General features: G+C 61.7%; 19 protein-coding genes. 8 read left to right on the top strand and 11 right to left on the bottom strand.

Annotation, left to right across the window (positions count from 1 at the left end; translation table 11 throughout):
- Positions 1 to 70: 70 nt before the first annotated feature.
- The 3 genes from SB772_RS11430 to SB772_RS11420 form a co-directional block, all read right to left on the bottom strand.
- Positions 71 to 2,230, bottom strand: a complete 2,160-nt coding sequence (locus SB772_RS11430; RefSeq protein ID WP_410833364.1) for a malate synthase G — start codon at positions 2,228 to 2,230, stop codon at positions 71 to 73.
- Positions 2,231 to 2,271: 41 nt separating this feature from the next.
- A complete protein-coding gene (locus SB772_RS11425) occupies positions 2,272 to 2,676 on the bottom strand; it encodes a heme-binding protein (RefSeq protein WP_410833363.1) in 405 nt (134 codons plus the stop codon).
- A gap of 86 nt (positions 2,677 to 2,762) precedes the next feature.
- Positions 2,763 to 3,701 carry an SMP-30/gluconolactonase/LRE family protein gene (locus tag SB772_RS11420; RefSeq protein WP_410833362.1) on the bottom strand — a complete coding sequence of 313 codons (939 nt, stop codon included), beginning with the start codon at positions 3,699 to 3,701 and terminating at the stop codon, positions 2,763 to 2,765.
- A gap of 236 nt (positions 3,702 to 3,937) precedes the next feature.
- Between SB772_RS11420 and SB772_RS11415 the strand changes: the two genes are divergently transcribed.
- The 4 genes from SB772_RS11415 (at position 3,938) to SB772_RS11400 (ending at position 9,536) form a co-directional block, all read left to right on the top strand.
- A complete protein-coding gene (locus tag SB772_RS11415) occupies positions 3,938 to 5,485 on the top strand; it encodes a UxaA family hydrolase (protein WP_410833361.1) in 1,548 nt (515 codons plus the stop codon).
- A 101-nt stretch (positions 5,486 to 5,586) separates the two neighbouring features.
- Positions 5,587 to 6,894 (top strand): MFS transporter, encoded by a 1,308-nt coding sequence (locus SB772_RS11410; protein ID WP_410833360.1) that lies wholly within the window; start codon positions 5,587 to 5,589, stop codon positions 6,892 to 6,894.
- 73 nt (positions 6,895 to 6,967) lie between these two features.
- The gene (locus SB772_RS11405) at positions 6,968 to 8,260 is read left to right on the top strand and encodes an MFS transporter (RefSeq protein ID WP_410833359.1); all 1,293 of its coding nucleotides are present in this window, start codon (positions 6,968 to 6,970) and stop codon (positions 8,258 to 8,260) included.
- Positions 8,261 to 8,369: 109 nt separating this feature from the next.
- Positions 8,370 to 9,536, top strand: coding sequence for a mandelate racemase/muconate lactonizing enzyme family protein (locus tag SB772_RS11400; RefSeq protein WP_410833358.1), 1,167 nt, complete (start codon positions 8,370 to 8,372; stop codon positions 9,534 to 9,536).
- Between the two features lie 70 nt (positions 9,537 to 9,606).
- Here SB772_RS11400 and SB772_RS11395 read toward each other — a convergent pair whose 3' ends face one another.
- Both SB772_RS11395 and SB772_RS11390 read right to left on the bottom strand, forming a co-directional pair.
- Positions 9,607 to 10,536, bottom strand: coding sequence for a dihydrodipicolinate synthase family protein (locus tag SB772_RS11395; protein ID WP_410833357.1), 930 nt, complete (start codon positions 10,534 to 10,536; stop codon positions 9,607 to 9,609).
- 41 nt (positions 10,537 to 10,577) lie between these two features.
- Complete coding sequence (locus SB772_RS11390) at positions 10,578 to 11,576, bottom strand: 2-hydroxyacid dehydrogenase (RefSeq protein WP_410833356.1); 999 nt, start codon at positions 11,574 to 11,576, stop codon at positions 10,578 to 10,580.
- A 144-nt stretch (positions 11,577 to 11,720) separates the two neighbouring features.
- Between SB772_RS11390 and SB772_RS11385 the strand changes: the two genes are divergently transcribed.
- The 3 genes from SB772_RS11385 to SB772_RS11375 are packed head-to-tail and all read left to right on the top strand — an operon-like array spanning position 11,721 to position 15,096.
- The gene (locus SB772_RS11385) at positions 11,721 to 13,460 is read left to right on the top strand and encodes an IlvD/Edd family dehydratase (RefSeq protein WP_410833355.1); all 1,740 of its coding nucleotides are present in this window, start codon (positions 11,721 to 11,723) and stop codon (positions 13,458 to 13,460) included.
- A 53-nt stretch (positions 13,461 to 13,513) separates the two neighbouring features.
- The gene (locus SB772_RS11380) at positions 13,514 to 14,257 is read left to right on the top strand and encodes a GntR family transcriptional regulator (RefSeq protein WP_410833354.1); all 744 of its coding nucleotides are present in this window, start codon (positions 13,514 to 13,516) and stop codon (positions 14,255 to 14,257) included.
- A gap of 32 nt (positions 14,258 to 14,289) precedes the next feature.
- Positions 14,290 to 15,096 carry an NAD-dependent epimerase/dehydratase family protein gene (locus tag SB772_RS11375; protein ID WP_410833353.1) on the top strand — a complete coding sequence of 269 codons (807 nt, stop codon included), beginning with the start codon at positions 14,290 to 14,292 and terminating at the stop codon, positions 15,094 to 15,096.
- A 61-nt stretch (positions 15,097 to 15,157) separates the two neighbouring features.
- Here the strand turns inward: SB772_RS11375 and SB772_RS11370 are convergent, their stop codons facing one another.
- The 3 genes from SB772_RS11370 to SB772_RS11360 form a co-directional block, all read right to left on the bottom strand.
- A complete protein-coding gene (locus SB772_RS11370) occupies positions 15,158 to 15,859 on the bottom strand; it encodes a fumarylacetoacetate hydrolase family protein (RefSeq protein WP_410833352.1) in 702 nt (233 codons plus the stop codon).
- An 89-nt stretch (positions 15,860 to 15,948) separates the two neighbouring features.
- Complete coding sequence (locus SB772_RS11365) at positions 15,949 to 16,908, bottom strand: AraC family transcriptional regulator (protein ID WP_410833351.1); 960 nt, start codon at positions 16,906 to 16,908, stop codon at positions 15,949 to 15,951.
- Between the two features lie 41 nt (positions 16,909 to 16,949).
- Positions 16,950 to 17,849: a LysR family transcriptional regulator gene (locus tag SB772_RS11360; RefSeq protein WP_410833350.1), complete on the bottom strand. Its 900-nt coding sequence runs from the start codon at positions 17,847 to 17,849 to the stop codon at positions 16,950 to 16,952.
- Between the two features lie 101 nt (positions 17,850 to 17,950).
- On the opposite strand from SB772_RS11360, the gene SB772_RS11355 reads away from it, so the two are divergent.
- Positions 17,951 to 18,829 carry an amidohydrolase family protein gene (locus SB772_RS11355; protein WP_410833349.1) on the top strand — a complete coding sequence of 293 codons (879 nt, stop codon included), beginning with the start codon at positions 17,951 to 17,953 and terminating at the stop codon, positions 18,827 to 18,829.
- Positions 18,830 to 18,858: 29 nt separating this feature from the next.
- Here SB772_RS11355 and SB772_RS11350 read toward each other — a convergent pair whose 3' ends face one another.
- From SB772_RS11350 to SB772_RS11340, 3 genes are all read right to left on the bottom strand, one after another.
- Positions 18,859 to 19,257 carry a RidA family protein gene (locus SB772_RS11350; RefSeq protein WP_410833348.1) on the bottom strand — a complete coding sequence of 133 codons (399 nt, stop codon included), beginning with the start codon at positions 19,255 to 19,257 and terminating at the stop codon, positions 18,859 to 18,861.
- Positions 19,258 to 19,366: 109 nt separating this feature from the next.
- Positions 19,367 to 20,467, bottom strand: coding sequence for an alanine racemase (locus SB772_RS11345; RefSeq protein ID WP_410833347.1), 1,101 nt, complete (start codon positions 20,465 to 20,467; stop codon positions 19,367 to 19,369).
- Between the two features lie 35 nt (positions 20,468 to 20,502).
- A complete protein-coding gene (locus SB772_RS11340; protein WP_410833346.1) occupies positions 20,503 to 21,444 on the bottom strand; it encodes a glutamate cyclase domain-containing protein in 942 nt (313 codons plus the stop codon).
- Positions 21,445 to 21,476: the final 32 nt, after the last annotated feature.

Below are 21,476 nucleotides of genomic sequence, written 5' to 3'. Positions count from 1 at the left end.
CTTGTGGTGTTCGGCCCGTGATGCGTGATGCATGCTGGAATCAGCCCACGGTTTTGACTGCGATCCGCGCCTACCGCTTCGCGCCAAGCCGGAACTTGTGCAGCAACGGCTCCGTATACCCGCCAGGCTGCGATCGCCCTTCAAAAACCAGCGCCTTCGCCGCCTTGAACGCGAACGATGTCTCCAGGTGAGTGCTCATTGGCTGGTACTGCGTGTCGCCGGCGTTCTGCGCATCCACCACCTTCGCCATGCGCTTGAACGTTTCGTTCACCAGTGCTTCCGATACCACGCCGTGATGCAGCCAGTTCGCAATGTGCTGGCTCGAAATGCGCAGCGTCGCGCGGTCTTCCATCAGACCGATATCGTGAATATCCGGTACCTTCGAGCATCCGACGCCCTGATCGATCCAGCGCACCACGTAACCCAGAATCCCTTGCGCGTTGTTCTCGATTTCCTTGCGGATTTCCTCATCCGACCACTGCGCCTTTTCGACGACAGGAATCGTCAGCAAGCCATCGATCAGTTCATCGCGTACGCTGTCATAACCGGTCATTTCCAACCCTTGCTGCACGGCCTGGACGTCGACTTGATGGTAGTGCAGCGCGTGCAGCGTCGCGGCAGTCGGCGACGGCACCCAAGCCGTGTTCGCGCCCGCTTTCGGATGCGCGATCTTCTGTTCGAGCATCGCGTGCATCAGGTCGGGCATCGCCCACATGCCCTTGCCGATCTGCGCGCGTCCGCGCAATCCCGCGTTTAAGCCGGCCAGCACGTTATTACGCTCGTAAGCCGCGATCCACGCCGACGATTTCATGTCGCCCTTGCGCATCATCGGACCGGCTTCCATTGCGCTGTGCATCTCGTCGCCGGTGCGATCCAGGAAGCCCGTATTGATGAACGCCACGCGCGCCGAAGCCGCCGCAATGCACGCCTGCAGGTTGACGCTCGTGCGGCGCTCCTCGTCCATGATGCCCATCTTGATGGTATGGCGCGGCAGCCCCAGCAGATCTTCGACGCGGCCGAACAGCTCATTGGAGAACGCGACTTCGGCCGGGCCGTGCATCTTCGGCTTGACGATGTAAATCGATCCGGTCCGCGAATTGAGTTTGTTTTGCAGGTCGTGCATCGCGCCCAGCGATGTCATCACGGCATCCAGAATGCCTTCGGGAATCTCATGACCGTCGCGGTCGACGATCGCCGGATTCGTCATCAAATGCCCGACATTGCGGATGAACAGCAACGAGCGGCCGTGCAGCTTCACGGTCGAGCCATCGGGCGCGGTGTATTTGCGATCGGCGTTCAGGCGGCGCGTGAAGGTCTTGCCGTTCTTCGTGACTTGCTCGGTCAGATCGCCTTTCACGAGGCCGGTCCAGTTGCGGTAAAGCTGGACCTTTTCGGCGGCATCGACGGCGGCAACCGAGTCTTCGCAATCGATAATCGTCGAGACAGCCGCTTCCATCAGCACGTCTTTCACGCGTGCTGCGTCGGTCTTGCCGATGGCGTCCGTTGCGTCGATCTGGATCTCGAAGTGCAGGCCGTGATGCTTGAGCAGGACGGCGGAAGGGGAGCCCGCGTCCCCCTGATAGCCGATGAACTGCGCGGGAACCTTCAATGCCGACGAGCCGTTCTTGAGCGTGACGGCGAGCTTGCCGCATTCCACGCGGTACGCGATGGCATCGACGTGCGAGCCGTTGGCGAGCGGCGCGGCTTCGTCGAGGAATGCGCGGGCGCGCGCGATCACGCGTGCACCGCGGACCGGGTTGAAGTAAGCGGTGCGCTCGGCGCCGTCGTTTTCGGGGATAGCGTCGGTGCCGTAGAGCGCGTCGTACAGGCTGCCCCAGCGCGCATTCGCGGCGTTGAGCGCGTAGCGCTGGTTCGAGAGCGGCACGACGAGTTGCGGGCCGGCTTGCGCGGCGATTTCGGTGTCGACGTTCTGGGTCGTCGCCTTAACGGCTGCGCTCGCAGGCACGATATAGCCGATGCCCTCGAGAAATGCGCGGTATGCCTTCAGATCGCGCACCGGCCCCGGATTTGCGCGGTGCCACTGGTCCAGCTCCGTCTGCAGACGATCGCGTTCTGCGAGCAGCGCGCGGTTCTTCGGGGCGAGGTCGTGGACGAGGGCATCGAAGCCTTTCCAGAACGCCTCGCTGTCGATGCCGGTCCCGCGCAACGCCTCATCGTCGACAAATTTACTGAGAACAGCCGCGACGCGCAGCCCGTTTCGCTCGATCATTTCACCCATCATGTGCTCCAACAGTTTCAAGTATCAATCAATCAGCCGTTGAGGCTGTTTGCTGCGGTTCTGGCCACTTGCGAATCCTGATCCGGCTTGACACCGGACACGCCGACTGCGCCCACCACGTGCCCGTCGACCATGACGGGGACGCCGCCTTCCAGTGTGCCGGCCAGCGGTGCGCTCAGGAACGCGGTCCGGCCGCCGTTGATCATGTCTTCGTACTGCTTCGATTCACGTCGGCCGAGTGCTGACGTACGCGCCTTTTCGGTCGCGATGTAAGCGCTTATCGGCGCACAGCCGTCGAGGCGGAGCAGGGCCAGCAGATGGCCTCCGTCATCCACAACCGCGATGGTTACATTCCACTGGTTTTTCTCTGCTTCCGCACGCGCGGCTTCGAGGATTCGCGTAGCTTCTACAACGGTCAATACGGGTTTGCTTTGCATGTCAGGGTTATCAAGTCTGTGTTTCGAAGTGAAGAGTCGCCACCGGCGCATGCCGGTGGCCGGGATACGTTTCGCGGCGAACCGGGTTATCCACCCAGCGCGCCCTGCGTGTTGACGTGCACCGCATAAATGGACTGCGACGACGCCATGAACAGCCGGTTACGTGCGCGCCCGCCAAAGCATAAATTCGCGCAGCGTTCGGGCAGGGCGATCCGGCCAATCATTTTTCCTTGTGGCGAAATGACCATGACGCCATCGAGTTCGTCATTGCCCATGCCCCAGCCGCACCACAAATTACCGTCGATGTCCGCGCGCATTCCGTCGATCGTGCCGGCCCCCGCGTCGTAGAACATCCGGCCTTTACCGATTCCGCGACCGTCCGCGTCCATTTCATAGACGTGAATCATCCGGTTGGGCACACCGCGCGACTCGATGATGTAGAGCAGCTTCTCGTCCGGCGAAAAGCACAGGCCGTTCGGCCCTTTCAAGTCGCGGGTGACTACCGAAGCTTCGCCCGTCACGCCATCGATCCGATATACGGAGTGCGGGAGTTCCTGCTCCGCCTTGATTCCTTCGTAGTGCCCGGAAATGCCCATCGGCGGATCAGTGAACCAGATCGAACCGTCCGATTTCACGACCAGATCGTTGGGGGAATTGAGCGGCTTGCCTTCAAAGGAATCGAGAAGGACGGTGATGCTGCCGTCGTACTCGGTGCGTGTGACGCGGCGGCCGTGCTCGCACGTAACGAGTCGCCCCTGCCTGTCGCGGGTGTTGCCGTTCGCGTAGTTGGAAGGTTTCCGGAACACGCTGACCACGCCCGTCTCCTCCTCCCATTTCAGCATCTGGTTGTTCGGAATATCGCTCCAGAGCAGGTAACGTCCATCGCCGAACCATACCGGACCTTCGGTCCATCGGTAGCCGGTAGCCAGCCGTTCGACAGCCGAAAAGGCCACGCGGTATTTATCGAAGGAAGGGTCTAGCGAAACCACGCGGGGGTCGGGGTATCGCTCAGCTTGTTGCCACATCTCAGTCTCCTGTTCGGTTACCGGTATTTCCGCCTATGCGGCGGCACGGCCAATAGTATAAAGGGAAATGAGTAAGCGCTTTCTCTTGAATTCGCAACTGAAGTGCCATAAGATGCCTGAAATTCTTGAGTTTCAAGCAGCGGCGCATCGGCCGTAGCGGTTATGTAAGAAAGCGATTACTAGATTCGTACCCTTTTTTGACCGCCTGGCGCAAATTTTTAGAAGGGCAATGCCTGATGACTGAGATGACGAGCAAGAACGTAACCGGGCCGGTGATTCGGTTGCATCCCGCTGACAATGTGGTGATCGCGCGCATCGACGTCGCAATCGGTACGCCGGTTCCATCGGAAGAATTTGTTTGCCGCAGCCAGGTTGCCGCAGGTTACAAGATCGCCGCGATGCCCATCAAAAAAGGCGAGCCGGTTCGCAAATACAACGTGGTGATCGGTTTCGCCGCGACGGATATTGCGCCAGGCACGATGGTACATAGCCATAACATCGAGTTCCGCGAGTTCGACCGGGACTACGCATTTGGCGCGGACTACCGGCCCGTCGAGATGGTGCCCGAGGCCGGGCGCGCCACGTTCCAGGGCATCGTGCGGGACAACGGCGAGGTTGCCACGCGCAACTACATCGGCGTGCTATCGACAGTCAATTGTTCGGCCACGGTCGCACACAGGATCGCCGAATGGTTCACGCCCGAACGGCTGGCGGACTACCCCAATGTAGATGGTGTGGTCGCGTTCACTCATTCGATCGGTTGCGGTATGGAGATGAGCGGCGAGCCGATGGCGCTGCTGCGCCGAACGATGGCGGGATACGCGCGCCATCCCAATCTCGCCGCGGCGCTGATTGTCGGGCTGGGATGCGAACGCAACCAACTGGCCGGACTGATGGATCAGGAAGGTCTGGAGGCCGGTTCGCGGCTGCACACGTTCATCATGCAGGAGAGCGGCGGCACCCGCCGGACCATCGAGGCCGGCGTGGCTGCGGTCCAGGCGCTGCTGCCCGATGCTAATCGCGTGAAGCGCACGACGGTTTGCGCAAGCCACCTGAAGATCGGTCTGCAATGCGGCGGCTCGGACGGCTTTTCGTCGATCACCGCAAATCCTTCGCTTGGCGCGGCGATGGACTTGCTGGTCCGTCATGGCGGCACGGCCATCCTCTCCGAAACACCCGAAATCTACGGCGTGGAACATACGCTTACGCGGCGTGCGGTCAGCCGCGAAGTCGGCGAGAAGCTCGTCGAGCGGATCCGCTGGTGGAAAGACGAGTATTCGGTCGGTCGAGACGTGCAGATCAACGGCCAGGTCAGCCCTGGCAATCAGGTGGGCGGACTGGCGAACATCTTCGAAAAGTCGATTGGATCATCGATGAAAGGCGGCACCGGCCCGCTGATGGAAGTGTATCGATACGCCGAGCGGGTGAAGCAACCCGGACTCGTTTTCATGGACACACCCGGTTTCGACCCCGTCTCCGCGACGGGTCAGATTGCAGGCGGCGCAAATCTTATTGCCTTCACCACAGGGCGCGGTTCGATGTTCGGCGCCAAGCCTGTGCCATCGCTGAAGCTCGCCACCAACACGCCGATGTACACCCGTCTGACTGAAGACATGGATCTGAACTGCGGCGGAATCCTGGACGGTATTGCGTCGGTCCGCAGCATGGGCCAGAAAATCTTCGACGCTATTCTTGCAGCCGCGTCGGGCGAGCGCACAAAAAGCGAAATGCTCGGGCTAGGTGACCACGAATTCGTGCCGTGGCAGATCGGCATCATGAGTTGAGTCCGCAGCGGCTCAGCGCATCGCGAGGGCGAACGGCAATTGACACCCATAAGTAAAACCGCCGCCCTGTAGGTAGTCGAACAAAATAGCGGAGACAGCCCTTGAGTACCCCAATCCCGGCAATACAAATACCTGACAGCGCGGCAAGCAACTCGATCTACACACGAGTGACCTGGCGCTTCATGCCCTTGCTGTTCGTCTGCTACGTGGTGGCGTATCTGGATCGGGTCAACGTGGGCTTCGCCAAGCTCCAGATGCTCGGCGATCTGAACTTCAGCGAGGCGATGTACGGTTTCGGCGCCGGCATCTTTTTCATCGGGTATTTCTTCTTCGAGGTGCCGAGCAACTTGCTGCTGCACCGGCTCGGCGCGCGCCGCTGGATCGCCCGGATCATGCTTACGTGGGCCGTGCTCTCGGCCGCGACCGCGTGGGTCACCACGCCCACGATGTTCTACGTATTGCGTTTCTTTCTGGGCGTCGCCGAAGCGGGCTTTTTCCCGGGGCTGGTGCTGTATCTCACCTACTGGTTTCCATCGCACCGGCGCGGCAAGATGATTGCTTTCCTGATGGCGGGCAATCCAGTGGCGGGCATTGTCGGCGGCCCGATATCGGGCTTCATCATGCAGCGCCTGGCGGGGAACTCGGGACTTGCCGGCTGGCAGTGGCTGTTCATTCTGGAAGCCGTCCCCGCGCTGATGCTGGCAGCCGTCATTTTCTGGTTCCTCGACGACCGGGTGAAGGACGCAAAGTGGCTGCCGGTTCAGGACCGCGACTTCATAGCGTCGGAAATCGATGCGGAAGCGCGCACCAAAAGCCACGGTTCCGTGCGCGAGGTCTTCACGTCGCTCAAAGTCTGGACCTTGTGCGCGATTCTCTTCGGTATCGTGATGGGCTCTTATGCGGTTGGCTTCTGGCAGCCGACCATCATAAAGGGTTCGGGAATCACGGACGCCTTCACCATTGGGCTGCTCACCGTCGTGCCTTATCTTGCCGCCTTGATTTCGATGATTGTGGTCGGCCGGCATGCGGACCGCACGCGCGAGCGCCGCTGGCACGTCGTGTTGCCGCAATGCGTGGCGGCCGCGGGTTTCGTGATGTGCGCCTACGCGGGCAACAATACGTATATCGCGTTGCTTGGCCTGACGCTTGCCGCTTCGGGCGTGATTACGGCCTTACCCATGTTCTGGGCGTTGCCCACGTCTTTTCTCGGCGGCACCGGTGCGGCCGCCGGCATTGCATTGATCAATTCGACGGGCAATCTCGCAGGATTCGTAAGCCCTGCGCTTGTCGGGTGGCTGAAGACGGTCACGCATTCACTTGATTCGAGCCTGTTCCTGATTGCGGGGTCGCTGATTGTCTCTGCATGTCTCATCTTGACGCAGCTTCCCGCCAGGCTTGTCAACAAGTAGTACCTCCATGGCACTCGCTAGAAGTGCCGGGTAGTAACGTTCGGCATACTTAATTATATGGAATAGAGACAACATGAAAACCGGGAAGTATCGTTACGTTGTCGCCTTGCTGCTGTTTATTGCGGGCGCGATCAATTACATGGACCGCGCGGCGCTTGGCGTGGTCGCGCCTATCCTCAACAAGGAGCTGAGTCTTTCACCGTCGCAACTCGGCGTGGTGTTCAGCAGTTTTTTCTTCGGCTATTCCATCTTCGCATTCGTCGGTGGGCAACTCGCCGACAAGTACGGACCGCGCCGGGTTTTCTCCTGGGCGATGGGGACGTGGTCGATTCTCTGCGGGCTGACCGCGGCCGCGACTGGATTCGGCACGCTGCTGGTCTCGCGGGCGCTGTTCGGCTTCGGCGAAGGTCCGATGAATTCGACGACCAACCGGACCATCACCAACTGGTTTCCCCGGCATGAAACCGCGACCATGGTCGGCTTTACGTTTTCGGGCCAGACGGTGGGCAGTGCGATCGCCGGGCCGGTGGTCGGACTGATTGCCATCGCTTACGGCTGGCGCACGTCGTTTGTCATTATCGCGGCGCTCGGGCTGGTGTGGATCGTCGCCTGGCGCATGTTCGTGACCGACAAGCCGGCGCAAAGCGCGCGGGTCGGCGAAGCCGAACGTGAGATGGTCGAAGCGAGCCGCAACGCGGCGCATCCGGCAGAAGGCGGCAACGAAAACACGCCGCTGCGCAGCTACCTGTTTCGTCCGAGCACGCTCGCGCTTGGCGTCGGACTTTTCGCGGTGAACTACACACTGTTCGTGTTCATCTCGTGGATGCCGAGCTATTTCACCAACGCGCTGCATCTGGACATGAAACACATGAGCATTCTGAGCGCAGTGCCATGGGCATGCGGCGGGATCGGATACTTCGGCGGCGGTCTGCTCGCCGACGCGTGTTTCAAGCGCATGAGCAACAAGCTGCTGGCGCGCAAGATCTCGGCGATCGTGCCGCTCGCGCTGTCGGGTCTCGCCCTGCTGGGCGTCAGCATGGTCGATTCCGTGGCACCCGCAGTCCTGCTTGTCGCGTTCGCCGTGCTGTTCCTGACGGCTTCGTCGCAAGCGTGCTGGGCCACCATGCACGAGCTTGTGCCAGGCAGGCATCTCGGCGGCGTAAGCGGCTTTGTTCACCTGATGAGCAACATTTCGGGCATCGTCGGTCCGACCATGATGGGTTTGGCGGTCCAGTACCTTGGCGGTTACAGCAGCGGCTTCATGCTCGGCGCGGCGGTCGATCTGGTCGGCGTGCTGGCCATGCTGCTGGTCATCGGCCGGCGCGCGGCAGGCGAGACCGCCGGGACCGCCGAGACCGCCACATAAGCGGTTCGTCCTGCCGCGCAAGCCGTCAGGGCGGCGCAGGCGGGACGGTGCGCACGGCCGCACGATCAGCCGCGTGAGCATCGCTATTTTTTTGAGTCGATCTACTGCCATGAAACACGTCATCGTTGAACCTGAGCAAACCGACTATCAGACCCATTCGCGAATCGTTTCGGTGGAGGCGCGCACCATCCGCGTGCCGCTTGACCGCCACACTGCATTCTCGACCCGTCTCGTCACTGCCCGCGACTACACGGTCGTGCGCGTCACGACAGCCGATGATCATCGCGGCATCGGCTTTTGCTACAGCGGCAGCCGCGCCGGCATGCTGGTCACGTTTGCCGTGCGCGAATTGTTTGCGCCGTTGTTGCGCGGGCGCTCCGCGCTCGATGTCGAAGGCTCGTGGCGCGCCATGTACGACGAGTCATTGCTGCAAGGGCGTGCCGGCTCGGTCATGCGGGCGCTATCCATCATCGACATCGCCTTGTGGGACAGGAATGCACGCGCTGCGGGCCTGCCGTTGAGCCGCTATCTCGGCGGCACATGCAGTGCCACCGTGCCGGCCTATGCCAGCGGCGGTTACTACCTCGAAGGCAAGACGCCCGAGCATCTCGGCGAGGAAATGGCGGGCTACGTGGCGCTGGGGTTTCGCGCCGTGAAGATGAAGGTTGGGCGGCTTGATCCGCGCAGCGAGGAAGCGCGGATCAGGGCGGCACGAGAAGCGATCGGCGACGACGTGCTGCTGATGCTCGATGCCAACAACGCCTGGTCCGACGTTCCGACTGCGCTTGAATACATGCGCCGGTACGAGCCGTTCAACCCGTACTGGATAGAAGAGCCGTTCGGTCCTGACGACATCGAGAGCCATGCGCAACTGAGCCGGCGTACGCCGGTGACCGTTGCGACCGGCGAGATAGAAGCAGGGCGCTGGCGGCATCAGGAACTGCTCGACAAGCGCGCGGCCATGATCCTTCAGTCGGACGCTGCGGTATGCGGCGGGATCAGCGAATGGCGGCGGATTGCGGCGTCGGCCGCGGCCGTGGGTGTGACGATGTGCCCGCACTGGTTCCACGATCTGCACGTGCATCTGGTGGCGTCGACGACCAATGCGCGCTATGTCGAATTTTTTCCTGACGATCAGGTGCTGAATTTCCGTCGGCTAGTGGATACGCAACTGTCGTTTGCAGACGGCAAGCTGACCGTGCCGACTCGTCCTGGGCTGGGATTCGACTTCGATGAAGCCGCGCTGAACGAATACGCGCTGGACGATTGGGCGTGAAGCCGAAGCAGTGAATAGCTAGACAAGACCGCCGGTCGCGCATGCAACCGGCGGGCGTTTCTTCACGGCATCAGGCGGGGACTTCGACGCCCGGCATCGAAAAGCCGATCTCGCGGAGTGCGGTGGCGAGCGTATCGCATTGCGCTGGCGTCAGATCGACGAGAGGCGGGCGTACGACGCCCCAGTCGGAATCGTTCGAATATACGCCGATCGCTGCCTTGAGCGCAGGGATCATCGGGAACTTGGCGAACACCGCACGCGTGGAATCCAGGGCTGCCTGACGGGCATCGGCGTCGGCCGATTGCCAGTGACGATACAACTGCACGATAGCCGCCGGATTGACGTTTCCGGTTGCCGTGATGCAGCCGACGCCGCCCGCACGCATGGTGGCCAGCAGGAAGTTTTCGTTGCCGGCGAACACGTCGAAGCCATGCGGCTGGAAGCGCTCGAGCATCGCCTGCGTGTTGCTCCAGTCGCCCGAACTGTCCTTCACGCCGGCGATCACGCCCGGGAAAGCTGCTAGCAGCCGCTCGATGAGCGCGAGACTGAGCGGCACCTGGGACACGGGCGGGATGTGATACAGATAAATGCGCAGGGCGTCGGAACCCACGCGCTCGATGATCTGCGCATAGCTGCGGAACAGGCCTTCGTCGGTGACGCCCTTGTAGAAGAACGGCGGCAGCGTCAGCACATTGTTCACGCCCAGCGAAAGCGCATGGCGTGTCAGTTCGACTGTGTCGGTGAGTGCCGAGCAGCCGGTGCCCGGCATCAGGCGATCGACCGGAATGTCTGCGCCAACCAAGGTTTCGAGCAGCTTCATTTTCTCGCTGACGGCGAGCGAATTCGCTTCCGAGTTGGTGCCGAAAACAGCGAGTCCGACGTCCTGTTCGATAAGCCATCGGCAATGACGGACATAGCGGTCGTGGTCGGGAAGAAGGTCTCTTGTAAACGGCGTGACCACGGGCGAGTAGACGCCGCGGGGCCGGTTGACTGAGGTCATCGCGTGTTCCTTTTGATTGGGGTGAGGGTGTTTCGCGCCGTTCAGCCGGCGATCTGTTGCGCGGACGAGCGGGCGTGGAGCGCTTCGGGATTGACACAGGTCGACGAGAGCTGGCCGTCGAGTGCGTCGATGAGATTGCGCACCGCGCGCATGGCCATGTTCTCGCGCGTCTGTTGCGTAGCGGAACCGATATGCGGCACCGCTACCACGTTCGGTAACTGGAGCAGCGGCGAGTCCGGAGACACCGGTTCGCGTTCGTACACATCGAGACCGGCGCCGAGAATGCGGCCTTCCCGGAGGTGCGCGATGAGGGCGGCTTCGTCGACGACCTGTCCGCGAGCACAGTTGATGAGAATGGCCGACGGCTTCATGGTCCCGAGTTCGGCGCTGCCGATCAGGCGTTCGGTGGCGGGCGATAGCGGCACAAGCACGCAGACGAAGTCCGCGGTCGCGAGCAATTCGGGAAGTGGCCGCCATTGCGCGCCGTAGCGCTCCTCTGCTTCGGGGTTGCGGGACCGATTGGAATAGATCACGTCCATGCCGAAGCCGAGGGCGGCGCGCTTGGCGACCGCGCTGCCAATGCGTCCAAGCCCGACGATTCCCAGCGTTTTGTGATGCACGTCGACACCGAATTGCGCCTCGCCGACAGTGCGCGTCCACTGGCCGCGCCGCGTCCAGTCGGCGAGTTCGGCAATGCGCCGGGCGGTCGCGAGGATCAGGCTGAACACGAGGTCGGCGGTGGTTTCGGTGACTTCTTCCGGCGTATTCGTCAGAACGATGCCGCGGCGCGAGAGTTCGGGGACATCGAACGCATCGAAGCCGGCCGAAATGGTGGACGCGACCTCAAGCAAGGGCGCTGCATCGAGGATCTCAGGCGTTATCTTGAGATTGTTGCCGACCATTCCATGAGCCGTGCCCAGGGCGCGCCTGAACGGCGCGAGGTCGCCGGAGGAAACGTCGACCAGCTCGACGGAACAGTGCTCACGAAGAAGCCCCAGCACGGCAGGAGGCAACGAACGATAGGCCACGACATGCTTCATGAAGACCTCGGCGGAATGCTGTTAGAGAGAGTGGATAGGCGGCATCGACCGCGACAAAAAAGATTCGCTTGCAGAGAGACTATAAGTATCGGTAACATTCCCGTCAAGATTATTGATAATCTCATTGAAGATATAGGAGCGGTAATGGGCGAGAAGAAAAGCGGCTTGCGGCAGGGCCTGACGAACTACGGCGATGAAGGTTTCTCGCTTTTTCTGCGCAAGGCGTTCATCAAGGGCGCGGGCTATACCGACGACGCGCTGTCGCGTCCCATCGTGGCCATCGCGAACACCGGCAGTGCCTACAATCCCTGCCACGGCAACGCGCCGCAGTTGATCGAGGCGGTAAAACGCGGCGTGATGCTGGCTGGCGGACTGCCTGTCGAATTCCCGACGATTTCGATCGCCGAGAGCTTTTCGCATCCGACCAGCATGTACCTGCGCAACCTGATGTCGATGGACACGGAGGAGATGATTCGGGCCCAACCGATGGATGCGGTGGTGCTGATCGGCGGCTGTGACAAGACCGTCCCGGCCCAGTTGATGGGCGCGGCGGCGGCGGGCGTTCCGGCAATTCAACTGGTGACGGGTGCCATGCTCACGGGCTCGCATCGCGGTGAACGGGTGGGGGCATGTACGGATTGCCGTCGGTTCTGGGCGAGTTTTCGCGGCGACCAGATCGACGAAGCCGAGATCGAAGCGGTCAACAATCAGCTCGTCGCGACGGTCGGGACCTGTTCGGTGATGGGAACAGCCAGCACGATGGCCTGCATTGCGGAAGCCTTGGGCATGATGCTGCCGGGTGGCGCGTCCGCGCCTGCCGTGACTGCCGATCGCATCCGCATTGCGGAGCGCACCGGCGCGCAGGCCGTGGCGATGATCGGGCGAGACCTGAGTCCGGCGGCCATCCTGACGCCCAAGGCGATCGAAAACGCGTTGCGGGTGCTGCTCGCAATCGGCGGCTCGACCAACGGCATCATTCACCTCACGGCAATTGCGGGCCGGCTCGGGATTCGCATCGACCTTGAGCAGCTCGACCGGATGGCGCGCGAGACGCCGGTCCTCGTCGATTTGAAACCGTCTGGACAGCACTACATGGAAGACCTGCATCGCGCCGGCGGCCTGACCACGGTCATGCGCGAGATGAAAGGCCTGTTGCATCTCGACGCGCTCACTGTGACCGGCCGTACGCTCGGCGAGGAGCTGGATCTTGCCCCGGCGAGCTTCCCGCAAGAAGTGGTCCGCCCGTTTGACCGCCCGATCTTTCCGCAAGGCGGTATCGCGGTGTTGCGTGGCAATCTCGCGCCGGGCGGCGCGATCATCAAGCAATCAGCGGCAAGCGCCAGCCTGATGGAGCACGAAGGGCGGGCCGTCGTCTTCGAGGATGCGGAGGATCTGGCTCGCCGTATCGACGATCCGGAACTGGACGTGGAAGCGCATGACGTACTCGTGCTCAAGCGGATCGGTCCGGTCGGTGCACCCGGGATGCCGGAAGCCGGCTACATTCCGATCCCGCGCAAGCTAGGCCGCCTGGGTGTGAAAGACATGGTACGTATTTCGGATGGCCGCATGAGCGGCACGGCGTCCGGTACAGTGGTCCTGCACGTCACCCCTGAAGCGGCTATCGGCGGTCCGCTCGCGATCGTACAAACCGGCGACCGGATTCGCCTGAGCGTGGCAGAACGGTCTATCGAACTTGCCCTCAGCGACGAGGAAATGGCAGCTCGTCTCACGGCGTTGCCGGCGCGTCAGGTCAATCCCGACGAGCGTGGTTATCGCAAACTCTTCCTGACGACGATCACTCAGGCCGACGAGGGCTGCGACTTTGACTTTCTGCAAGCGACCCGGATCACCGCGACCGTTCCCGGCGACGGAAACAAGGGTTAAAGGTCATATTTTCGTATAGGCTCGCGGCTTAGATCATTTTGCGGACCATTTTTATGAGCAACGCTGCCAGGCCCAAACGCTCCGATACGCCCACTGCGAAGACGGTCGAGCGCGACCGCAATATCGACGAGATGCTGCGAAGCGTCTCGGACGAGCTCGAGGAGCAGATTGTCCTTGGCGTTCTGCACCCGCGCGAACGGCTGGTGGAAGACGATCTGTGCGAGCGCTTCAACCTGAAGCGCCACGTCGCACGTCAGGTGCTGGCGGAGTTGGAGCGGCGCGGCCTGGTGGAGCGCCGCAAGAATGTAGGCGCGCTGGTCAAGTCGTTTACACCGCGCGAGGTCACTGAACTGTATGCGCTACGCGAACTGCTGGAAGCAGACGCGGCGAGGCGCATCGTTTTTCCGGTCACTAGCGAAGCGCTCGATGCGTTAGAGGCAATTCAGGCAGAGCACGACGAAGCGGCCGTCGCCGGCGATCTGCGGCGCGTGTTCCGCTCGAACATGGCTTTTCACCATGCATTCTTTGCGTTGTCGGAAAGCCAGGTTCTAACCGAGGCGATTCACGAGTATGAACGCCGCACGCATGCCATCCGTTCGGTATCTATCGTGTTTCCTCAGTATCTGGAGAAGGCGCGCGCCGAGCATCACCAGATGATCGAGGCGCTCCGAACCGGCGACCGGGAATCGTTGATCAAGTTATGCCGGGAGCACCTGGTGCCATCGCGCGATGCGTATCTTGAAGCGCACCACCGCCGCTCGGTAGGCTACGCGGTACAGAAGGGCGAAACCGAATAACCGTATTTACCTGAATCACAGAGAGGGTATCAATGACTCGAGTACTGATTACCGGCGCGGCCGGTCACATCGGACGTGTGCTCCGCGCCGGTTTCCAGGGCCACTATGCACTGCGCCTCGCCGATATTGCGCCGCAGGCGGAGGCGCAGGCAGGCGAGGAAATCGTGACCGCGGACATCACGCGGCTGGAGGATCTTCTGCCGGCCATGGAGGGTGTCGACGTCGTCGTGCATCTCGCGGGCATTCCTGACGAGGATCGCTGGGAACGCATCCGCGATATGAACATCGAGGGTTGCTACAACGTGTTCGAAGCGGCGCGGCAAGCGGGCGTCAAGCGCGTGGTGTTCGCGAGTTCGAACCATGCTGTGGGTTTTCATCGTCGCGACCGGATGATCGACAATACCGTCGAGCCGCGCCCCGATAGCCGCTACGGCATCTCGAAGGTGTTCGGCGAGGCGCTTGGCCGGATGTACGCCGACAAGCATGGCATGTCGGTCGCGTGCATCCGGATCGGCTCGTTCCGCCCGGACGACCGGCCAACCGCACCGCGGCACCTCTTCACATGGATCAGCCATCGCGACATGGTGCAGGTGGCGCGCCGCTGTATCGACTATCCGGACTTCCACTTCGCGGTCGTGTATGGCGTATCCAATAACGCGCGCAATCGCTGGGACAACGCCAACGTGCGCTATCTCGGGTTCGTGCCGGAAGATGATGCCGAACTGCACGCGGCTGAGATCGCGGCAATGGGCAGGGCGGAAGATGCGCGCGAAGCGCTGTTTCATGGCGGCTTCGGCTGCCTTGTCGAATTCGACGGTGATCCGCTCCGGATCGATTGAGTGCGGCGGTCCATCGTCGGGACGATTGCGCCGCCCGCGTTATAGCAGGCGGTCGCCTCGTTCATTCGGCCAGCGGGCCCACCTCGAAACTGAAGTTCGCAACGCCATCCACTCCGCCTGCGACCTTGTCGCCTGGGCGGAGTGCGCCGACGCCGGCGGGTGTTCCGCTGAAGATAAGGTCTCCCGGCTTCACAGTCACGGCCTGAGACACGTAACTGATGATGTCTGCGACAGGCCAGATCATCTCGCTGAGATCGCCTTGCTGGCGGACTTCGCCATTCACGGACAACCAGATCCGTCCGCTGGATGGATGTCCTAACTCGGACGCCGGCTTGATCTCGCTCACCGGCGCAGACGCGTCAAAGCCTTTCGCCCAGTCCCACGGGCGGCTCAGTTTCTTCGCCGTCGCCTGGAGATCCCGGCGTGTCAGATCGACGCCGACTCCATAACCCCAGACAAAATCGAGTGCGTTCTCGGGGGCGATGTTCTTTCCTTCCTTGCCGAGCGCAATGACGAGTTCAATCTCATGGTGCAAGTCGGAGGTAAGGGGCGGGTACGGCAGCACGCCGGTCGCTGGCGCGACGGCATCGGCAGGCTTGGAAAAAAAGAACGGAGGATCCCGGTCCGGGTTGGCACCCATTTCGCGCGCATGCTCTGCGTAGTTGCGCCCGACACAGAACACGCGGCGCACGGGAAAGCGGCTCGTCGAGCCGCTGACAGCAACGGAGGTGATCGTGGGTGGTGTCACTGAGTATTCGGTCATGGTAAGCCTCGCGAGTAGTAGTGGCCTACCTACGATATCGCCTTGCGAACACGCCGTGCAGGACAAATCCGCTGAACACCAGGACGATCTTACGGTGCTCCTTTGCGCGCGGTTGCGCCACCGTTTCGTTGCCCCGCACTGCGCTGCATGTCGCGAAAATCGCTCGGAGATTGACCGACCGACTGACGAAACCGCCTCGAAAAATAGGCTTCGTCGCGATAGCCGACCAGAAACGCAATGTCCTTGATGCGCCGGTTGTCGTTTGCCAACAAATCCTTTGCACGTGCGATGCGTCGCTCGGTCACCCACTTGACAAATGTCCGGCCCGTCTCTTTCTTGATCAGATGCGCAAGATAGTTCGGCGATAGGAACGCAGCGGCGGCGGCAGAGGTCAGAGACAGTGCGTCGCTCGCGAGATGCTCATTGACATGACGGTCGACACGGACCAGAGCGTCTCGTCGGCCGAGTCTTTGGGCGTTACGCGAGGAGAGCCGAAGTAGCTGATCCGCGTATCGCTGGCATACGATCCCGATAAGCTGAAGAAGGTAGCCGCGTAGAAGAGCGGTCGAACCGAAGCGCCGCGTCTCGTCGACCTTCAGCATGCGTGACAGAACCGGCTCGATTTCGACGAGATCGGCGTCCTCCAGAATGAAGTCGATGTACTCCTGAAGCCTGAATGGGGCGAGTTCGGGCGCCTGCGTGATCGACACGTCCTCGAGGTCGAGGGGATCCGCGATTCCGTCCGTATTGGCGCGTAGAAACGCTTGCGTAAAATTGATGACAATGAAGCGCGAATGCGCGGGGTGCGGTATCAGATGCAAGCGATGCGGCAGGATAAAGGCGACCGCACCCGCAGGAAATGGCCTGCGCACTCCGCCGATGTGCTGCTCGGTGTCTCCGCCGAGGTTGATCTGAATCTGAAAATATTCGTGCTTGTGCGGCTCGCTAATCGCAGGGCGCGACGCCTGGTCGCGAATGTAGAAATCCAGGCGATCGCTTCGCTCAGGCATCGCATAGGTGCGTGATACCACCACCGGTGATGCGCTCATGGCTGTGTGCTCCGATTGTTTCATGGTCGCGCTCGCGCCTATTACCCCGGAATCAGCACGCGACTGCGTGTGAGCACCTCTTTTGCCAGCTCCACGATGGTATCCGCGCCGCTACGACACTCTTCCTGATAGGCGACAAAAAACCCTTGCTGAGTGATCGGCCGTTCAGTGTTAAGCACGTGAATCAGCCCGGCATCGATCTCCGCGCGCATGATCGCGGGCGATAACACGGCCGCCGCATGTCCGGCCGCGACCAGCCGCGACATCATCGACAGGGAATTGCATGAGCTGATGTTATCCGGATTGCAACCGGCGCTGCGGAACCAGTTCATCACGAGTGAATGGTTCGATGACGGTTGCGAGACGGTGATGATCGGTACCGAAGCAAGATCGTGAGGCGTGACATTGCAGTTGGGCACGAGTTGCGGCGACGCAACCCAATGCAGATCGGTGAAGCCGATGGCGGTCTCGACCACGTGGGGCGCATCGGTGGAATCGTTCAGTATCGCTATGTCCAGTTCGTGCGCACCAAGCTTGCGTCCGAGTGCCACGCCCACATCGATCGTGAGTTCGATCTTCATGCGCGGATATCGCATCTTGAGTTGCGTCAGCAGATCTGCAAGCCCCGCGTGGGCGATGGACTCGATCGCGCCGAGACGTAGAAGCCCGTACATGGGGTCGGTACGCTTCGCAATCTGTTCGAGCTTTTCGGCGAGCTTTAACACCTGTTCCGCATTGGTGAGCGCGTCGCGGCCTGCGAGTGTCAGTTCGGAGCGGGTCCGGCTGCGCCTGAAGAGCTGTACGCCGAGATGTTCCTCGAACTCCTGGATGCGCGCCGAAATGGTCGGCTGCGTGAGGTGCTGATGACGCGCCGCCGCATGAAAACCGCCTAATCGCGCCACCCAATAAAAGGTTTCAATTTGCTGAAGAGAAATGCGCATGATCGAAGGTTTCTATCAGGTGGCGTCGCTGACTTTGATTATCTCCCGGAAAAATTGCATGCGTATACTGATCCACTCTTTTCGTTGCGCCGGAACATAGTGTGTCATTGACCATTCCTGCTTTTCCCGAGGAGCGGGCACGCGTCGGCGGCATCGGTCAGCCGTGCTTTCCCGTTCCACCGAAGGCGACCGATAGTCATCACCACATCTACGATGCGCGGTATCCAGTCGATCCGTCAGCGCAATTGCAGCCGCCCGACGCGACGGTCGCCGACTATCGCGTGCTGCAGCGGAGGCTCGGCGTGGAGCAACATGTCGTCGTTCAACCGTCTACGTATGGAACCGACAACCGTTGCCTGCTCGATGCCCTGTCGCAGTTCGGAAAGACCGCGCGCGGTATCGCGACCGTGCCCGTCACCGTGACGGACGGTGAGCTGGCCGGTCTTCACGATATGGGCATACGTGGGCTGCGCTTTAACCTCGAATACCTGGTCGGCGTCACGGTATCGATGATGGAGCCGCTCTCGAAGCGGATCGAACCGCTCGGCTGGCACATTCAAGTCAATGCCACCGCTGCGCAGCTACTCGCGCATCGGCAGTTGCTTGCGAGTCTGTCGTCGCCGCTCGTGATCGATCATATGGGGCAGATCCCGCAACCGGGCGGCGCGGAGCATGCCGCGTTCCGGATGGTCGAGGCGCTGCTGGCCGGCGGCCGTACCTGGGTCAAATTGAGCGGACCCTATCTCGTGTCGCGAAGCGGAGCGCCGGTCTACGCCGACGCCGGCATGGTCGCGTTCAGGTTTGCCCAGCTTGCCGCGGACAGGATGCTGTGGGGATCGGATTGGCCTCACCCGACGCAAGCGGCCGGCAACAAGCCGGACGCTGCCCGCTTGCTGGACGATCTGACGCTGTGGATACCGGATGAATCGACGCGGCATCGAATCCTCGTCGAAAATCCTGCAAGGCTCTACGGCTTCTAGCGTGCGTGCGGCGCACCGCGCCGCCTGCTTTAGCGCTTGCCGATGTAGGCAACCACGTCGATCTCTACGAGCACACCCTGCAGACCGGCTTCCACGGTCGTTCGCGCCGGTTTGTGCTGGGCAAACCAGCTCGCATAGAGCGCATTGAAGCGGCTAAAGAGCGTCAAGTCGGTTAGATAGACGGTGACCTTGACGACGTCCTCCAGTCCCGCGCCGGCGGCGGTCAGTACCCGCTCGATATTGGCGAGCGTCGCACGGGTCTGCTCTTCGATCGTGTCGCCGATCACCTTCCGGTCGGCGTCGCGCGGCGTCTGGCCGGACAGGAAGACGAAGTCGCCCGCGATCATCGCGGAAGAATAGTGCCCGCCTGGTTTGAGGTCGGTCGGATTGACGCCGCGCAATGCACGGGGCGTGCCATTGTCGTTCATGTTTTTCCCTTCGCCTTGATCTGGTGTTTTTCGATTTGCCGCATGACGTGCGTGGCTGCGTCGCGTTGTAGCGTTTCAATCGACGCCTACCCGCTGCGGGTCTCGCGTCCTATCGACGGCTCCCGAGTTGCTCACGCACTTCCCACGAGCCTTCGGCGTTAAGCACCATCGCGCGAGGGTAGAGATAAGCAGTCGTGCAAGCGTGACGCGGCAATAACATCACCCGGTCGCCGACAGCCAGATCGGTGTTTTCGACCACGACATGCTCTTCGCTCATCATGACGATCTTGCCGTCCCAGCGAAACCGCTCGGCCAGCGGCTTGTCCGGCGAGATGGCCTTCGAGCCCGCGTCGAGCGTGGCGGTTGTGCCGTTGCGTGAAATTACCGTTGCCAGCACATATGCGCTCGGCGTCCAGCCGAGCGCGGGCAATTCCAGGTCGTGTTGAGCGCTCGAATAGGTCCAACTGCCAGGGGACACGAAGTTGGCGAGCGTGCGCGGCCACAGATCGAACGTATAGCTGCCCCCGGCGATGAGCCACGTCGACAGTCCCTCTGCATCGGCTGAGCCCGTCAACGCCGTCACTTTCTCCACGATGGCGGCCACCCGCGTGCGGCGGGCGGCACTGTCGAGATCATGGATATGGCCGTCGTAGACATGCCATCCTCCAAAGCAGCCGATCGTGGCCAGCTCGCGGGCCAATTGCAGTGTCGCCGCTGCTATCGGCGCTCCAGTTCTGCCCATGCCGGCATCCAGATCGATGAGCAGCGCGAGATTGGTCAACGGGACCCCGTTCGTCGCGAGACGCCACGCGGCTACGCCTGCCGCCGAGTCGACGAGCGCGTCGACCTGTGCGTCCGGATGGGCGTGCGCCAGCGCGAGCACGGTACGGATATGAGCGTGGTTCACGGTTGGATACGCCCAGACGACGTGTTTCGCGCCGGCCTCGAGCACCATCGCCACTTCCGCTACGGTAGCGGCCTTGAATGCGCTTACGCCCTCGCGAATCAACCTCTCGACGATCCATCCGGCGCGATGCGTCTTCACATGCGGCATGAGCCGCTCCACCCCTCCACACGCACGAGCGGTCGCATGCAGGTTATCGACGATGCCGCGCTCGGATACGATGAAACACGGTGTCTGCAATTCTTCTGGCAAGCTGACGGCCCACGACGGCGCGCGTCTAAGCGTGGTACTCGAAAGGTCGGACATGGTTGGTACGTTAAGAAATGAAAAGGGCGGCGCCCTCAGGAGTGCGAAGGCTCTGCGAGGTATCCGTCGACGTGTGCCCTGAGCTGGCCCAGCACGTGTGCATGCTGTTCCCACGACAGCCGGTCGACGCTCATCTTCGGTGTCGCGGGGCGGTCGATGCGGCTATCGTCGACCGCTTGCCCGACGTCGACGGCCACCGCGAGATACGCCCGGTCGCGCTCCGGCGTGAAGTCGGTGAGCAGTCGCGCCGCTGCGTCTCGGGGCGCGACCATCGCCATTGCGGATACCAAACCCCAGCCGCCCCAGTTCGAGACGCTGGAAACAATCAGATAGTCCGCGGGAATGGCTGCGCTGATCAACGGGCCGTTGGGAATGTCGTGATGGACGATTTCCTCGGGCAACACGCCCATGCCGATTTCATTGCCGCCGTCGCCGATGCCGATCGTGACCCACGGACGCGGCCACTCGGGATCCTCGAACAGAAGATGCAGCGGAGCGGTATCGTCGGACATATCCGCGCCGTACTCGCGGTGCGGCTTGCCGTCGCTCGCGGGCGACACCCGCTCGATCGCGATCAGATGCGTGATCGGACGTTCAGCCTCGCTTAGCCGGGCTCTCAGCGACTTGACCGATGCCGTGCTCACCGAGGTGATCTCGAACGCCACGTCTTTCGGCAATTCCGTGGTGACTGCCCAGACCGCCTTGCAGCATGGCGCGTCCGAGATCACCGTTACCGGTATGCCGAGGTTCGAAAGTGCGGCGGCCAGATGGGCCATGCCGCCCAGCCCGTCCGTCTCCGGCGACGGCGGGACGGCATTGCGTATGAAGAAGCCGGTCACGATACCGACGTGGGCGTTCGGCGTGCTCATGATCGAGCGTGCGGCCGCTTCCAGCTGCCCTTCAACGAACCGCTTCATGCGGCCAATGTCGCGCCGGACGGTTTGGCCAATGATGTCTTCGACTTTTGCTATTCCCATTATCCAATCTCAGTAGCAACGTTGTTCATGCG

This window comes from Paraburkholderia sp. SIMBA_030, from assembly GCF_046535245.1.
Taxonomy (GTDB): Bacteria; Pseudomonadota; Gammaproteobacteria; order Burkholderiales; family Burkholderiaceae; genus Paraburkholderia.
Note: the sequence above shows the minus strand (reverse complement) of the source record. Positions and strands in the feature narration are given on the sequence as shown.

What these genes read in the sequence shown, in the direction of transcription:
- SB772_RS11430 (WP_410833364.1), bottom strand. Translation starts at nt 2,230, where the DNA reads ATGATCGAGCGAAACGGGCTGCGCGTCGCGGCTGTTCTCAGTAAATTT.
- SB772_RS11425 (WP_410833363.1), bottom strand. Translation starts at nt 2,676, where the DNA reads ATGCAAAGCAAACCCGTATTGACCGTTGTAGAAGCTACGCGAATCCTC.
- SB772_RS11420 (WP_410833362.1), bottom strand. Translation starts at nt 3,701, where the DNA reads ATGTGGCAACAAGCTGAGCGATACCCCGACCCCCGCGTGGTTTCGCTA.
- SB772_RS11415 (WP_410833361.1), top strand. Translation starts at nt 3,938, where the DNA reads ATGACTGAGATGACGAGCAAGAACGTAACCGGGCCGGTGATTCGGTTG.
- SB772_RS11405 (WP_410833359.1), top strand. Translation starts at nt 6,968, where the DNA reads ATGAAAACCGGGAAGTATCGTTACGTTGTCGCCTTGCTGCTGTTTATT.
- SB772_RS11400 (WP_410833358.1), top strand. Translation starts at nt 8,370, where the DNA reads ATGAAACACGTCATCGTTGAACCTGAGCAAACCGACTATCAGACCCAT.
- SB772_RS11395 (WP_410833357.1), bottom strand. Translation starts at nt 10,536, where the DNA reads ATGACCTCAGTCAACCGGCCCCGCGGCGTCTACTCGCCCGTGGTCACG.
- SB772_RS11390 (WP_410833356.1), bottom strand. Translation starts at nt 11,576, where the DNA reads ATGAAGCATGTCGTGGCCTATCGTTCGTTGCCTCCTGCCGTGCTGGGG.
- SB772_RS11385 (WP_410833355.1), top strand. Translation starts at nt 11,721, where the DNA reads ATGGGCGAGAAGAAAAGCGGCTTGCGGCAGGGCCTGACGAACTACGGC.
- SB772_RS11380 (WP_410833354.1), top strand. Translation starts at nt 13,514, where the DNA reads ATGAGCAACGCTGCCAGGCCCAAACGCTCCGATACGCCCACTGCGAAG.
- SB772_RS11375 (WP_410833353.1), top strand. Translation starts at nt 14,290, where the DNA reads ATGACTCGAGTACTGATTACCGGCGCGGCCGGTCACATCGGACGTGTG.
- SB772_RS11370 (WP_410833352.1), bottom strand. Translation starts at nt 15,859, where the DNA reads ATGACCGAATACTCAGTGACACCACCCACGATCACCTCCGTTGCTGTC.
- SB772_RS11365 (WP_410833351.1), bottom strand. Translation starts at nt 16,908, where the DNA reads ATGAGCGCATCACCGGTGGTGGTATCACGCACCTATGCGATGCCTGAG.
- SB772_RS11360 (WP_410833350.1), bottom strand. Translation starts at nt 17,849, where the DNA reads ATGCGCATTTCTCTTCAGCAAATTGAAACCTTTTATTGGGTGGCGCGA.
- SB772_RS11350 (WP_410833348.1), bottom strand. Translation starts at nt 19,257, where the DNA reads ATGAACGACAATGGCACGCCCCGTGCATTGCGCGGCGTCAATCCGACC.
- SB772_RS11345 (WP_410833347.1), bottom strand. Translation starts at nt 20,467, where the DNA reads ATGTCCGACCTTTCGAGTACCACGCTTAGACGCGCGCCGTCGTGGGCC.
- SB772_RS11340 (WP_410833346.1), bottom strand. Translation starts at nt 21,444, where the DNA reads ATGGGAATAGCAAAAGTCGAAGACATCATTGGCCAAACCGTCCGGCGC.